This is a genomic window from Cytophagia bacterium CHB2 (assembly GCA_030263535.1).
Classification (GTDB): domain Bacteria; phylum Zhuqueibacterota; class Zhuqueibacteria; order Zhuqueibacterales; family Zhuqueibacteraceae; genus Coneutiohabitans.
On the sequence record SZPB01000033.1, the window covers coordinates 1 to 15,009 of the forward strand.

Below are 15,009 nucleotides of genomic sequence, written 5' to 3' on the forward strand. Positions count from 1 at the left end.
CAGACCGCGATTGTCAAGGGTGATGCCTTGTCGTTCACCATCGGCGCCGCTTCGATCATCGCCAAAGTCGTACGCGACGAAATCATGCTGCACTATCATCGCCAGTTTCCGCTTTACGGCTTCGATCAACATAAAGGCTATGGCACCCTGGCGCATCTCGAAGCGCTTAAAAAGCTGGGGCCGTGCGAAATTCATCGCCGTTCGTTTAAGCCGCGCGCTTTGGCAGGCGACTGAAGAAAAGAATGCGGCGCCAGACTGTGAATGAGCGTTACTTCAACCCTGCAATACTTCAAATGTTCTAACAATGGGGGAGATGATGAGTCAAACCACCAACAAGCTGGGCTCGTGGGGCGAACAGCGCGCCGCCGAACACCTGGAGAAACTGGGTTATACCATCATCGCGCGCAATTTCCGTCATGGCCATGGTGAGATCGATTTAATCGCGGACGACAACGGCATGCTTGTCTTTGTCGAAGTGAAGACGCAAAGCTCGGAAGCCATGGGCGAGGCTTTCAATTGGGTAACGCGCCGCAAGCAGCGCCAAATCGGGCGGGTGGCGCTGGCTTACCTAACCGCTAATCAAATCGAAAATCGCGATTGCCGCTTCGACGTCATTGCCGTGGCGCGCCGCGAAGATGAGGTTGAGATCAAGCACATTCCCAATGCGTTTTGGCTGTGAGGCAAGTCAGGCTTGCGCGTTATGGTGCTGAGAAGAATTTATGGGCCTTATGCGCAAGCCTGACTTCTGGAGTTCGCCCGGATCATCTCCCCCACTGCAAATCTGCCTCTGCTGCAATATAGCCAAACGCCGCCCAGTACTTTCCCTTGCGTACACGCGCAAAAATCTCCTTCGCCTTTTCCGTCTCGCCGTTATAGAAATACCAATTGCCCACGCCGTAGCCTTGCGTCGCAATGTCGAGATCGCTCGCGTTTTTTGTGTCGAGCAAGGAATCGGGGCTAATCAGGCCTTTGTACATCAGCAGGCGTTTGTGATAGGCGTGATTTTCGAGAATGTTCATGTTCTCGTGAATCGAGTCGAGAACTTTTTGCGCCTCTGCCGCCCGCCCGAGACGGCGATAGATCATGTAGAGCCAGTCGCTGGTGGCGCAAATCATGTCGTCGTTCTTGGAGAATTTCATGCACTCCAGAAAACCGCGCAACGCGTTCTCAAAATCACCTTTGAGATAATACGCCAGCCCGAGATGATACCAGACATTCGAGTGCGAAGTACTGGTGGGAATGTTGTATTGATTGGGCGCACCGTCCGGCTCGGTTTCATCCGGTACGTTGCGAATGAGCTTTGCCGCCTTTTCCAAGTCCGCGATGGCTTTGTCGAATTCCCGCACGGTGATATAGCGATGCCCGCGATGGCGCAGGAGTTTGTATGATTTCGGATGCAGCGCTATCCCCTTCGAAAAAACCTCGATGGCCTCACGATAACGCCAGAGATACGCCAGCCGCCGTCCCAGCCAAATGAGGCGTTCCGGATCCTTGGGATTTTGCTGATAATCCGCTTGTGCTTTCACCAAATTGGAATCAAGCTTGGCACGCTGTTCCGCCGGAATCGCCAGTGCATAAAGCGGCTCGCCGAAAAGTGAATGCGCTTCCGGCTGCGGCAAATATTTCTTGGGGAATTTCGCAACCACGGTGTATTGCGGATCGACGATGTTGGACACGCTGCTGGTTCCGACTTGCGACAGCACTTGATAAGCTTCCCAACGGTCGAATCCGTATTCCGTTTCGAGCCATTCGATTACTTCGACGTGCGCCAGACGGAACGCATCAATCAGCGGCCTTGCACTGCCCGCCACCATGATAAAATCATCATCTTCGAGGCGCGGCCAATCAATCGGTTTGTTCTTGATGAGATCGATTTGCAGCGTGACGTCCATCGTGGCTTCGAGTCCCGTGCCCGCAATCTCACCGTGGCCTTGCAGCGCATGGCCGTCGCCGAAATAAAAATACGCCCCTTCGTGAAAGATGGGCAAATACACCGTCACGCCTTCGCGAATTTCCGGCGCATCCATGTTGCCGCCGAAGTAACCCGGCCACAAGCCGGTGTAAGATTCCTCGCCGCGCGGCGCAACCGCCAAACGACCGAGCATAGGCGCGAGCGGCGCTTCAATGCGCGGCACACTGCTGCGTTTCAAATCGAGAATCCCGAGATTGCGCTTGCGATCGAGCTGCCAGAGAAATCTCTCGTTCGGCACGGGCGGATTGAGCAAGCGCACGCGCACATCGCTCGCGAGTCCGCCAAAGTTGCCGCTGATGGCGGCGGGTGCAAGATCGCGATTGGGCCGCACACGCAACAACTTCACCACCAGTTGATCTTGCGGGGTCGCGCCTTCGATGTAAATCGGGCCGACTTCACCCGGCCACGCGCCGCCTTCTTTGGTGTAATACGGCCCCATCATGGTTTCGCTGATCAACACCTGTCCCGGCTTCATGCGCAACACCGGTTCGCGTACTTTGAAGGTTTGATAACCAACGGCGGGGGTGAAGCGGAGGGTGTCTTGAGCGAGAAGCGAGAACGGCAGCAAGAGAATCAGCCAGCAGAACTTGAATGCGAGCTTCATGTTTCCTTCCTCCAGTCAATGAGAGTTTGACAAATATAGCTGTAACAATCTTTCTAAGCAAATGCGGTGACAGGTTATCACGGTGTGAAATTGCCCTTGCAAAGGGAAAGAGGCTTTTGTATGTTTTGTTAGCTGTTCTAAGAAGCTCTTCCGTGAAGGTAAGGCAAGACGACCATGGAAAAAGCCGAGTTGGTGCAACATTGGCTGGATTCAGCGGCGCAAGATTTGACCGTTGCTGAGTCGCTGTTTGAGAAAAAGCACTATGACTGGTGTCTTTTCGTTGCTCATCTGGTTATAGAAAAGACGCTCAAAGCAATGTGGATTCGCGCCCATCACCCCGAAATGCATCCCCGAATTCACAATCTCGCCAAGCTGGCCGAGGCGATTCCGTTGTCCTTGTCACCTGAACAAATGAGTTTCTTGCTGGATGCCAACCAGTTTTACCTCAAAGGCAGATACCCAGAAGAGAAAAGCGAATTCTATAAAATCTGCACCCCGGAATTCACACAAGAAAATTTCAACGCAATCAAGGATTTTCACCAATGGCTCCTGATGCAATTCTGAACCGCGCGAAAAAGTTCGTTGACAACGCCCGCCAAGATGGAATCTTGGTCGAGGCGGCTTATCTGTTTGGTTCCTGGGCGCAGGGCTCCGCAACCAAGTGGAGTGATATTGATTTGGCCATTGTTTCATCGACTTTCGAAGGCACGTCGTTTTATGACCGCCGCAAGATGTATCGCGCCGTTATCGCCGTGGATACCGCCATCGAAACTCACCCCTTTCGTCCCGAAGATTTCAACGAATCCAACCCTTTCGTGCGCGAAATCTTGCGCACCGGTATTCGCATTGCCTGAAATATCTTCCGCCAATCATTTCCGCTGCGAGATGGCTTTTGGGGATAAGCCGCCGGCAAACCATCACAGCGTTTTCAATTGTTAATCTCTTGCGAGTGAAATCGTTATTCTAAAAGCAATAATTTCCTCCAGCAGGTAGAAACAACCCAGCGGAGAAAGAGTTTTTCATCTGCTGCTTTTTTCTCTCTGCTGGCGATTTCCTTTGAGTTTCGGTTTATCCGCGTGGGGAATTTGACCGGCAAGATCGGTAATCCCGGTTTATCTCACCAACACGAGCTTGCGCGCCTTCACTTCTCCCCCAACAAATAAACGGTAAAAATAGATTCCGCTTGGCAATGCTCTGCCATGTTGATCATGGCCATCCCAAACCGCATGATGCAGCCCGGGCTCAACGCGCCCGGCAACGATTCGTCTCAACTCTCGACCGAGCATGTCGTAAATGGCAAGTTGCGTCTCGCCGGCTTGCCTCACGGAAAAAGCAATGCGCGTAACGCCGGCGAAGGGATTGGGATGGTTCTGCAACAGCGAAAAATGTTCCGGCGGCGAGGGCGTGGCCTCCCGCTGCGCCACGCCTGTGGAAAAATCTTCAATATCAGGATAGCTTGCCTGCAATTGTTGCGCAATGGTTTTCATGCTGGCAATGCTCGACAGGCGATCCGCGCCCAAGCCGGCGACATAGGCAACGACAATTTCTTGTGTATCCTGCGGCGCCATGTTAAAAGGCCCCGAGGAAATCATGAAACGCCGATCGCCCGGGGCGTATGAATAGTCCGTGCCGAGACCGTCAATATGGCCGGCACCCGTGATCGGGTCACCCGCAAGCGGAAACGGGCCAGCCTCGACCTCGGGCGGATGAGCAAAACGTTGGTCCGGACCTTCCAACGGCGCAAAACCGCGCAGCATCTTGTACCAGAAAAGCGCATTCGTATAATAGCCACCATTCGGGTCGGTATATCGACTGGTGCTTGAAAAATTAGTAAACGTGAAGGAAGTCATATGTAAGTTTTCATAACCTGGTCGCAAAGAAAGATCGAAGTAACCTGTGTTGTTTGATGCCGGGATAACCGGCCCTTGCAGCAAAGAAAATCCGGCCGCCGGCGGCGGCATATTGAATTTTTGATATTCCAAATCAATTGCATTGGCATTGTAGACGTAGCCCAGGTCCAGCGTCGTGTCGCATCCAACCAAATCATCACGATTATCTCCCAAATCCGGATCGACCCACTGGCCGACGTACATGCTGTCCAACCAAAAGGCGCCGCGCGCGCCGCTATAAACGACTTCGACGCCGCCTTTATTGATAAAACGCACACGGCGAAAAAATACGCTGCCGAGCGCAGCATCGCTCTGGTATCCCCAGAGCGTTATCTGGATTTCCAAACCGGTTGGCTCAGAGCCAAACCGCCCGACAGAAGTTATCCTGTGCAAATCATTGCAGACTGTCCAAATAACTTGATCCGCCGGCCTATTCACATTTCCCAAAGCGATGCCAGGCTCATCGTAGTTGCCCGGAATCAAATCTTCATGCGTGAACGTGTCACTAAACGGCGGCGGCGCATCATATTTACCGTTTTTGTTGCGGTCAATAAAAGGCGCGCCCCGGCCCGGCAGCCACTCTTTCCAATCCTTCTCATAACGGTCGAAAACGGCTTGCATATGCTGTTGATTGACTTCGGTAATCTTGATTTCGTAAGACTCGGCTGCATCACGGCGCAATTCCTCGGTGAAATTGCCGTTAAAATCCCGAAAGGCCGTCCGCCAATCCCGCCGAATGCGATAAATACGGGCGCGGGGATCTAAAGAGGGATCGAGGGGCACAGCATTGGCGCCCCGGCCAATCACCCAGCCCTGACGCAGGCCAGACGAATAGTTTGAACCGCCAACGCGAATGTGCTGGCCGTATGGCGCAGGTTGAGTTTTGTTGGAGTCCACAAAAGCTTTGGAGCCGAAAATGAAGCCGTAGACATAGGTTGTCCAGGTCGTACCTCGTGGAAAATACGTTCCAAAACCTTTGGTTTGGCCATCATAGGTTGCCCACGTCCAGAGATTGTTGATGTTGAGGATTTGATAACGGTTTGGTTCGTACGCGGAGGAGGCGCCACCGCGCGGTTGAGGTTTCTCGTGTTTCACCAGGTGTTGCGCTCCCAGTTGACCAATCAGGGCAATGCTCAAACTGGCGAATGCGAAAAGAGAACTTGGGCGAATAAACCAAAAACATCTGTTCATTGCAACCCTCCATTTGATGGGATGGGAATACGATAGATCAATTGACGGTGTGCTCCCCAGCACAAACCCATCTCAAGAATGTTTTAGAGCAATCTTCACCTGTTCCACGATATAGTCAATCTGAGTTCTCCCCAAAAACGAATGAAACGGCAGCGCAATCGTCGTTTCATAAAGTTGTTTGGAATTTGGGCAAACATCTGTTGCAGCAAAAAGCGGTTCGAGATGCTGCGCGTAGGTGCCGATGGTACTGTGAATACCTTTCTTCTTCAACTCCGCCATCAAATGATCGCGGAGTTTTTCGTTTTCGGCGCGGCAGACAAAGGCTTGATACGTGTGATAAGCTTTGGCATCAGTATACGGCAGCGCGAAGCCCGGCAAATGCGCCAGCGCTTGACGGTAGTGTTCGGCGGCTTCAACTCTCCTTTCCAGCAACGCCGGCAAATGGCGAAGCTGCTGCAAGCCAATCGCGCAATTGATGTCGCTCAACCTGAAATTGTACCCGAGCTGATGAAAGCCATAACGCAGCGGGCCGCCGGCTTTGTATTTGTCCGAAGCATCGACCCCGAGCGAAGAGAGCGCGCGCACTTTGCGGTAAAGCTCGGCATTATTCGTCACCACCGCGCCGCCTTCGCCGGTGGTGATGATCTTGCGCCCGTGAAACGAGTAGCACGCCAAATCCGAAAGCTCGCCGGGAACGATGCCGTCATGCTGCGCGCCGATGGCGCACGCCGCATCCTCAATTAAAGGCAGTCCGCGTTGCTTACACCAATTTGACAGTTCGCGCATCGGCGCCATTTGCCCAAAGGTGTGCACCACCATCACGGCTTTGGTTTTATGTGTCACTAGCCCGGCAAGTTTTTCCAACGCGATATTGTACGTGTCAAGCCGAACATCTGCGAAACGCGGCGTGGCGCCGGCGTGCATTACCGACATGCCGGAAGCGGGAAAAGAGAAATCGGCGACGATGACTTCATCGCCCGGTCCAATCTCAAGCGCGCGCACCGCCGCAAACAACGCCGAGGTGCAACTGTTCATCGCCACCGCATATTCACAGCGCGACAACTCAGCCAGTTTTTTCTCGAAACGCGCGGACTCGCCCCCGCATCCCGCCACCCAACCGGACTGCAAGACGCTTTCCACCGCGCTCAACGTGTCTTCGTCAAAATTGTGATGCACGAAGCGAATGCCGTCCACGCCGGTGCGCAAAACTTCTTCACGTTGGCTCTCCAGCGCCGGCAACTCATAGGCGCGCTTGCAGGACTCGCAGACAAATTGATGGAGATTGGTATTGGCAATGTGATAATCGCGATGCAAATGGCGGCCGCACACGCAAACATAACCGATGATTCTGGCAGGATTGCCCACCACCAGCGCATGCGGCGGCACATTCTTGATCACCACCGCGCCGGCGCCCACCATGCAATGCGCGCCCAGCCGCACGCCGCAGACGATCGTGGCATTCGCGCCAATTGACGCGCCTTTCTCCACCACGGTTTCCACCACGCGCCAATCGGTGTGATGCGAACGCGGCAGGAGATCGTTGGTGAATACGGCATTGGGTCCGAGAAAAACTTCGTCTTGCAACGTGACGCCGTGATACACCGACACGCCATTTTGGATTTTCACGCCGTCGCCGATGCTGACGTAATGATCGATATAAACATCTTTGCCAAGCACGCAATTCTTGCCGATTTTCGCGCCCTCACGTACATGAACATAGTGCCAAATCTTTGTGCCCGCGCCGATTTCTGCCTGTTCGGAGACGGCAGCGGTTTCATGAATGAAAATATCGTTTCGGCTGGAGTTCAAAGCAGCGTCCATGTTCTCTTTCGCCTTGTTGATTGAATCATTTTTTGTTCACTGGGAAGTAATAAACCAGCTCGCGCTTGTCTGCAGGCACGATCTCGAGCGCTCGCGTTTCGGCTTCCGGCCTGGTTTTGCCGCTGGCGATAATCATCCCTTCCAAAATTCCAAACCAGGCATTCTGAATGCCGATCATGTTGAAATGTTTCTTGAAAGATTTTGCGGCGCTTTTTCCCATTTCCTGATGATAGAAGACCAGCAGGTCGCGGCTTTTTCTGGTCAACGCATAAATTTCAGCGGCATATTCCTCGCGGCTCGCCTGCGTACGGAGATAGAACTTGAGCAAATCCATGTCGCTTTGCCGCTTTTCAGACGAATTAAAATTGGTGATGATGCCGATTTGTGATTTTGCTCTCTGATAAGCCTCGTTCAAACTTTGCCGAATCCCACTGCCGAACGACATCGAATAGGACGAAATCAAACCGTCGCAGATGATTGCTTCTTTGAATGGCAACAATACCGTATTGACCGCCAACGGCAGGTTTGCTCCGACCATTTCTTCAAATGAGCTGTAAAGCGCACGCACGCCATAGGCTTTTGCCGGCGCCTCACTGGTGAGAAAGACGGCATAGTCTTTCTGATAGCGTATGATGTAAAACATCCCTCGCATAAAATTTTTCCAACCCGCCACTATTTCCAACTCCGTTGCTGAGGCGCCGGCAGGATTTTGCGCCATAAAAGAATCGAATAACCGAGTCTGATCGTAAAGCGCGTTGCGAATCTCGATAATTTGCTCGAGGGTAAGCTTACGCAAGTCTTGTGGTGAAGCAAGATGAGGCGCCAGTCCGGTTTGTTGGCCGGCATAGACCAACAGCGGGTTGAACAGTTTATAGAACAACTCGACTTCGGCTTCAGGCAGTTTCATAAGGCAGGCAATCCCTTGTGATTGTGTAAATTTTTGTTCAACAATCTCTCAACCCGGAGGGGCGATTAAGATTTCGTATACCAATCAAGCGTGCGCCGCAAGCCGTCGTCAAAATTAACTTGCGGGGTGAAGCCCAAAATTTTTTGCGCGCGCTGAATGTCACCGCGATGGCGGCGCACGTCGGCCGGGCGCGCTTCGCGATATTCGATATGGCCGTCATAGTTGAAATAAGCGCAAATGCCGCGCACAACTTCCGCGATGCTGATTTCTTTGCCGGAGGCGAGATTGATCACTTGTCCGCGCGCGGCCGGTATTTCATAAGCCAAAAGCAAACCATTTACCGTATCCTCGACATAAATAAAATCGCGTGTCTGTTCGCCGTCGCCGTAAATCACCGGCATTTCGCCGCGCATAAGGCGCGCGGCAGTCAGTGGAATCACGGCTTCGAGACCGCGATCTTTGTTTTGGCGCGGGCCGTAATTGTTGAAGGGCCGGATGACGGAAACCTCAGCGCCAAAGGTATGCGCGTAACTCAACGCCATTAAATCTGCAGCAGCTTTGCCGGCGGCATACGGCGTGGCCGGCACATAAGGATGATTCTCATCCATCGGAAACGCTTGCGCGGTGCCATAGGCTTCCGAAGAGGAGCAATGAATCAACGTCTTGAACGCGCCCTTGCGTTGCAGATAAAGCAGCGTGCGCATGATCTCGACATTCACCAAGAACGCGCCTTCGGGATTGGTGAAACTGTAGAGCAGGGCCTTGGTGGCAAGGTTGAACACAACCTCGACGCGATGCTTGGCCGTGAGATGATCCATGATCGAGAGATCGGCCGCATCTTCACGATAAAAATGAAAGCGCTCCGATTGTTGCGCTGCCGCCAGATTATCCAGGCTTCCCAGAAATAGATTATCAACCACCACCACCGCGCCGGCGTCGCGCGCCAGCAACGCATCGACGAGATGGCTGCCGATGAAGCCGGCGCCGCCGGTGACCAGAATAGCTTTCTCTTTTATCATGTTCATGGAATATCTCTTTTTTGAAATCGCCACATCGCAAATCCAACCCCGGCCAAAAACACGCTTGCCAAAATTGCCGCAGAGCTTTTCGAGAAGTGGTTTTGCACCAGAATATCTTGAGATGAATAATAGTGGTACAATGAAAAGGGCAGCAAGCCGGCCATCACCGGCCAGATTTTGCCAAGGACCTGAACGATATACGAAACCAACGCCAAAAAAAACGCCGTGCCCACCACATGCCCGCTTTCACGCCCGAAAACCGAGAACAAAAGCGTGAGTCCGTACCAGGCGCTCTGCAAAAGAAAAAAGTTGAACACCACCTGCACGAGCGGGCGCAGTTCCAGCAGGCCGAGTGCAAATGTCCGTTGACCGGCCAGCGTGCCAATCATGCCCGCAGCACTCAACGCGGCGATGGCAAAAAGTGCAAAGGCAACTTGCGCGTTCAAGTATTGCCAGCGCGCCAGCGGCTGGCTGAGCAGGAGTTCCATCCCGCCGCTTTCAATTTCTCCCGCGATTGCACGAGTGGCAGGCACGATGGCGACAGCGGCGCCCAACGCCAGCGTCACAGGATGATTCCATCCAAAGGCCAGCAGGCCGCGCGTTGTCATACCCGCCAGCACTTGTTCGCTGATGAAATTCTGCGCGGCGGGCGGCAGGGATTTCATCACTTCGGTGAGAATCGCCGGGATATTGAACGTTGATACCAGAGCACACAACATGAATTCGAAGCCGCAAAGCAGCAAACTCGCGGCGGCGAGGAAAAGCAAATGGCGCCGAATCAGGCGATTGAGCAAGTTAAACATTAGGCGGACGATCGGATTTGTTGTAGAAACTCAGAAAAATGTCTTCCAACTCCGGCTCCGGAAAAACGAGATGCTCAATCTCCACTTGCGCCAGAGCGCGCAAAACGGCATTGATCTCGCCTCGTACCCAAAGCACAACCTCTCTTCCCTGAACCTGTGTGCGCACGACGCCGGGACAGGTGAGCACGCTTTGCGGCGCGGCCGCGCGAAAGCGCACTTGTAGACGCCGCAGCATTTTGTCGCGCAAAGCGGCCATGGATTCGATCGCAACGATTTCACCGGCGCGCAAAATCGCGATGCTGCTGCAAACGGCTTCCACTTCGGAAAGCACGTGTGACGAAAAGAACACCGCCCGGCCGCGGGCAGAAAAATCAAGAATGATTTCGCGAAAGGCTTGTTGCATTAACGGGTCGAGGCCGGTGGTCGGTTCATCCAGCAGCAGGAGGTCCGGATCATGCTGCATGGCCACGAGCAACCCAATCTTTTGCCTGGTGCCGTGAGATAGATGCTTGATTTTGCGCGAGAGTACTTCCCGGCTCACTTCGAAGGCCTTGAGAAGTTTTTGCCGCAGGACTGGAGGCCGTTGCGGGCGAAAGCCGGCAAAGAAGTCCAACAACTGTTGGGCGCTCATATCGGCATAGAAATGCAATTCGCCCGGGAGATACCCCATCGCGCCGCGCATGTGCGGCAGGAAATTCTTCTCGCCGAAGAGGCGAACCTCGCCGCTGTCGGCATGCACCAAGCCGGCAATCAGGCGCAACGTCGTGGTTTTGCCGGCGCCGTTCGGGCCGAGATACCCAAAAATCTCGCCGGCAGCAACCTTGAAACTGACATTGTGCAAGGCGCGAATCTTGCCGTAGGATTTTGTGAGCTGCTCAATTTGCAGCATGTCCACGTGCATCTATTCTCCGATTCAAACTGCGTCAGATTCGTTTGCCAGCGGTGTGTGATGCCAGGTCTCCTTCACGCAACCTTCTACTCCGCTGCATCATCGGATCGCTGATCGAACTCGATTTCTTCCTTCTGAAAAAACGGGAGCGCCGGGCAAATCGTCTCATCGTCGTCGCCCAAAATCTTTTCCAAACCCAGCCAACCGCCATCGCCTGCGCGAACCCATACATGCTCACCGGATTGCGGTTGCACTGTCACGCTCACGATTCTGATGCGTTGCCCGCGATATTGTGAGAACGCGCAGGGATAAGGCAAGGTCTGCGCGCGAATGAAATTGTAAATCCGCTGCGCCGGCCAGCGCCAATCGATCAAACCATCTTCCGGCAAGCGCGGACGGAAATAGGTGGCATGCGCTTCATCCTGAGGCCACGAGGCGGCCGTGCCCTGGAGAATCTTGGGCACATGCGCCACCACAATTCTCCCCGAAGCCGTGTTGAGTTTTTCAATCAAGTGCGCGACGTTTTCATGCTCGTCAATCGGTACGGGTGTTTGCGCAATAATTCTGCCGGCATCAACTTTGTCTTCGAGATAAAACAAAGAAGCGCCGGTTTCGCGCTCACCATTGAGGATGGCCCACACCAGCGGCGAACCGCCGCGATACTTCGGCAACAGCGACCAGTGAATGCCAACCGTCCCCAGCGGCGCCAACGCCCGCACCCGCGCCGGGATGAGATGATACCATCCGATCACGACCAGCAATTGCGGCTCCCAACTCGCAAGCGTCGACAGAATTGCTTCATCAAACTTGCGAGTAAAGGTCAATACCGGCACACCGAAACGTTCCTGGAACAAGTGAAAATCGCGGTGGCGCCGGTTCTGGACTCTGCCTTTGGCATAGGAAATTTCGAACTCCGGCAAACCGGTTACAATACCGGCGACCGGCAATCCGGCCAGCAACATTTGTTCAAGACAGTGATAGCCGGTATCCGTCGTGCCGAAAAAAACGATGCTCATGATTTCACAAAATCCTTGAGGAGCCCCGTGACAATCTTCTCCTTTTTGATATGCCTGACCAGATCCAGAAAATAGCTGCGCGCGCCATAACCCTTGCCAACGTGATTTGCCAGCGCTTCCGGCTGGTGTTGCAGCGGTTTGCATTCTTGATAATGCGCTACTGATTCGGTATTGAGGTAAAGATGTAGGGGATGAAAGTTGAAATTGCAGCGAAAACGCTCAAGCGCCAGCAGACTCTCATCAAACGCAACGCCGGGTTCGACCGTGAACCAGATATCGTCTTCCCAGAAAATCGGCACACGCCACAGACCATTGTAATGCTGAAAGGCCGGGGCTTGGGGAATTTTATAACACAAGAGATTGCGGTCGTAAGTGCAACCGTATTGTTTGAAGAGATTGAGGATCGGTGTGCTGCTCGTCATGGCATGGCTAGACACGCCTTCGGCTTGCGGATAGAGCCGGCGCAAGGCGCGCAACATACTCTCGTAACCGGAAATCGTGGTTTCATTGAAATTGGGATGAAGGCCGATTTCGAGTTCGGCGCTGGTGTGGCGCGTGAGGCTAGCATAATGGCCTGTTGCAAAAACAGTACAGGGGAAATTGTGTTCGCGAAATAATTCGAGGGCGTATTGCAGGATTTCTTCATGACACCAATCCGTGTCCATGGAGAAATAGATGATGCGAGGTTTTGAGATTGAAGCAGGCAAATTTTAATGTCACTCAATGACTGCTCACAAACACTGAAGCTTAGTCTGATGCCAATGCGCCCGGCTCACTTGATGCTTGACAATTCAAGGCGATTGCAGCTTCTTCCGCTCTGAAAAAACGCAACGATAGAATGGGTAACCGCGATTGTTTTGGTGCGTCGTGGCCACGGCATCTGCCGCGAAAAAGCCACGGCTGAGCCGTGGCTGATCATAATTGCATGCACAGATCAAAATTCATCAGAAGTATAAGACGCGCTTACCTCAAAGTCAAGTTAGAGGATTGAAACCCAAAGCGACGAGCCGCAACCAAAAAGCTTCTGGGTAAGCGGATAAAGTAAACACGTATCCGCTTACAGAAAAGTTTTTGCTTTAAAAGCAACGATTTCACTTGTGATGGACTAGCCATCCCGGTTTACTGCTGGTGCGCCGCCCAATCCTGGCAAAGTTGCACGAGCAAGCGCACGCCCCAGCCCGTTCCTTTGGTGGGACAAAGCGGCGTGGTTTCCTGCGGAAACGCCACCGCGGCAATGTCGAGATGCGCCCATTTGTACCCATTGACGAAGGCTGCCAGAAACGCCGCACCGTGACTTGCGCCGGCGCCAACTTTCTTGGAGGAAATATTGCGCAAATCGGCAATTTCGCTGGCAAGGTTCTTGGTGAATTCCGGGAACAGCGGCAATTCCCACACGCGTTCGCCGCTTGTTTGCGCTGCTTGCTTGATGTTATCGCTCAGATCCGAGTCATTTGAGAACAATCCGGCAGCAGCTTCACCAAGCGCATAAAATACGGATCCGGTCAAGGTGGCAAGATCGATAACGGCCGCGGGGGCGAAACGGCTGGCGTACGCCAGTGCGTCCGCCAAAATCAACCGGCCTTCGGCATCGGTATCTGCGACTTCGATGGTTTTGCCATTCGAGGCGCGCACAATGTCACCGGGCCGCAACGCCTGCCCGCTGGGCATGTTTTCAACCAACGGAAGCAGGCAAACAAGATGGAGTGGTGTGCGCAACTGCGCCAGGCAGCAAATCGCGGACAGCGCGGTCGCCGCGCCGGACATGTCGAATTTCATTTCCTCCATGGCCTTCGACGATTTGATCGAAAGGCCGCCGCTGTCAAATGTCACGCCTTTGCCAATCAAAACAATTGTATCCGCGGAATCGGGTTGGTGATTTTCGAGCACGACGAAGCGCGGCGGGTTGTTGCTGCCCTGCGCCACGGCCAGCAACGCGCCCATGCGCAGCTCGCGGATCATGTTTTCATCAAATACGCGACATGAGATTCCGGCTTCCGCGGCCTTCATTTGTGCAATCTGTGCAAACAACTCGGGCGTGAGGTCGTTGGACGGCATGTTCTGCAAATCTCTGGCGCAACACGTCCACGTTGCGAACACCCGGCCGTGTTCAACTCCCGCTGTTGCTTCCGTCTGCTGCCGCGAATTCTCCACGGCAATAGTCAAGCGTTGCAAGGGCTGATCACGAGGCCCGGCTTTTGATTTGTATTTGACGAATTGATAATTCGCCAAAAGCGCGGCTTCGGCGAGCAAGCGCGCCGCCTCGCCTGCTCCGAACTGATCGGTGAGTGCACCGCCCAGCGGCACACAAATTTCCTGCACGCCGAGCTTACGCGCGGCAGCCACGGCATTGGCGATGACACGCTGCAGGTGCGGCCCGTCCTTCAGCTTTTCGACCTCACCTTCTCTCCTGCCCAAACCGGCAAGCAAAACGCGTTGTGCAGGAGCCTCTTCCGGATGAAACCAGACAACTTCTTCGGCGTTGCCGTGAAAATCACCAAGCCGGTGCAATTTGTTAATGGCGGGCAGGTGTTTTGATTTTCCAGCAAGGTTGAAAATTTGCAAATCGGATTTCGCGGTTGCCGGCGGGGTGAGCAGAAGCAATGCGGCGCAGGAAATTGTGTCCGGGTGAGCGGTTTTGATGGTGATTTCCATGGTTCCTCCGTTGTGGTTGTGCAAGATGAAAGTGCTGTTGATTGATCGCTATGTTGTTGGGAAATCGTGTGGCGTTTTTCCTCGCTTGGAGAAATGGATCTCTCAAAGAACGGGACGGTTAAATGAAGACCTTATCCAACTGATAAAAGCTGCCAACGGGTTTTGTCTGAAGCTTGGAATGGTTTTATCCAAAATGGTTTTGCCTATTCCGCCGTGCTGCTCACAACGTTTGAGGTTTCGGCCCGC

14 protein-coding genes are annotated in these 15,009 nt (G+C 53.6%); 5 read left to right on the plus strand and 9 right to left on the minus strand.

What is annotated here, in order from left to right; translation table 11 throughout:
• Together FBQ85_05435 and FBQ85_05440 are read left to right on the plus strand one after the other, a co-directional pair.
• A partial coding sequence (locus FBQ85_05435; protein MDL1874602.1) for a ribonuclease HII occupies positions 1-234 on the plus strand: 234 nt, incomplete at its 5' end.
• A gap of 82 nt (positions 235-316) precedes the next feature.
• Positions 317-679 (plus strand): YraN family protein, encoded by a 363-nt coding sequence (locus tag FBQ85_05440; GenBank protein ID MDL1874603.1) that lies wholly within the window; start codon positions 317-319, stop codon positions 677-679.
• Between the two features lie 82 nt (positions 680-761).
• On the opposite strand, the gene FBQ85_05445 is transcribed toward FBQ85_05440, so the two are convergent.
• Entirely contained in the window at positions 762-2,576 is a 1,815-nt protein-coding gene (locus FBQ85_05445) for a hypothetical protein (GenBank protein MDL1874604.1), read from the minus strand.
• Between the two features lie 174 nt (positions 2,577-2,750).
• Here FBQ85_05445 and FBQ85_05450 point away from each other — a divergent pair, with 174 nt between their 5' ends.
• Positions 2,751-3,140, plus strand: a complete 390-nt coding sequence (locus FBQ85_05450; GenBank protein MDL1874605.1) for a HEPN domain-containing protein — start codon at positions 2,751-2,753, stop codon at positions 3,138-3,140.
• A complete protein-coding gene (locus tag FBQ85_05455) occupies positions 3,119-3,430 on the plus strand; it encodes a nucleotidyltransferase domain-containing protein (GenBank protein ID MDL1874606.1) in 312 nt (103 codons plus the stop codon). Before FBQ85_05450 ends, FBQ85_05455 begins: the two co-directional genes overlap by 22 nt.
• A 258-nt stretch (positions 3,431-3,688) precedes the next feature.
• On the opposite strand, the gene FBQ85_05460 is transcribed toward FBQ85_05455, so the two are convergent.
• The 7 genes from FBQ85_05460 to FBQ85_05490 all read right to left on the minus strand — a co-directional run bounded on the left by FBQ85_05460 (position 3,689) and on the right by FBQ85_05490 (position 12,255).
• Positions 3,689-5,656, minus strand: coding sequence for a T9SS type A sorting domain-containing protein (locus FBQ85_05460; GenBank protein ID MDL1874607.1), 1,968 nt, complete (start codon positions 5,654-5,656; stop codon positions 3,689-3,691).
• Positions 5,657-5,728: 72 nt separating this feature from the next.
• A complete protein-coding gene (locus FBQ85_05465; GenBank protein ID MDL1874608.1) occupies positions 5,729-7,477 on the minus strand; it encodes an aminotransferase class V-fold PLP-dependent enzyme in 1,749 nt (582 codons plus the stop codon).
• A 25-nt stretch (positions 7,478-7,502) separates the two neighbouring features.
• A complete protein-coding gene (locus FBQ85_05470) occupies positions 7,503-8,384 on the minus strand; it encodes a hypothetical protein (protein ID MDL1874609.1) in 882 nt (293 codons plus the stop codon).
• 65 nt (positions 8,385-8,449) lie between these two features.
• Positions 8,450-9,409, minus strand: a complete 960-nt coding sequence (locus FBQ85_05475; protein MDL1874610.1) for an NAD-dependent epimerase/dehydratase family protein — start codon at positions 9,407-9,409, stop codon at positions 8,450-8,452.
• Positions 9,406-10,206 carry a hypothetical protein gene (locus FBQ85_05480; protein MDL1874611.1) on the minus strand — a complete coding sequence of 267 codons (801 nt, stop codon included), beginning with the start codon at positions 10,204-10,206 and terminating at the stop codon, positions 9,406-9,408. Before FBQ85_05480 ends, FBQ85_05475 begins: the two co-directional genes overlap by 4 nt.
• Positions 10,199-11,107, minus strand: a complete 909-nt coding sequence (locus FBQ85_05485) for an ABC transporter ATP-binding protein (GenBank protein ID MDL1874612.1) — start codon at positions 11,105-11,107, stop codon at positions 10,199-10,201. The genes FBQ85_05480 and FBQ85_05485 overlap by 8 nt, the downstream gene beginning before the upstream one ends.
• A gap of 74 nt (positions 11,108-11,181) precedes the next feature.
• Positions 11,182-12,255, minus strand: coding sequence for a methionyl-tRNA formyltransferase (locus FBQ85_05490; GenBank protein MDL1874613.1), 1,074 nt, complete (start codon positions 12,253-12,255; stop codon positions 11,182-11,184).
• 47 nt (positions 12,256-12,302) lie between these two features.
• On the opposite strand from FBQ85_05490, the gene FBQ85_05495 reads away from it, so the two are divergent.
• Positions 12,303-12,728 (plus strand): hypothetical protein, encoded by a 426-nt coding sequence (locus FBQ85_05495; protein MDL1874614.1) that lies wholly within the window; start codon positions 12,303-12,305, stop codon positions 12,726-12,728.
• Positions 12,729-13,230: 502 nt separating this feature from the next.
• Here FBQ85_05495 and FBQ85_05500 read toward each other — a convergent pair.
• The gene (locus FBQ85_05500; protein ID MDL1874615.1) at positions 13,231-14,763 is read right to left on the minus strand and encodes a leucyl aminopeptidase; all 1,533 of its coding nucleotides are present in this window, start codon (positions 14,761-14,763) and stop codon (positions 13,231-13,233) included.
• Positions 14,764-15,009 lie beyond the last annotated feature (246 nt).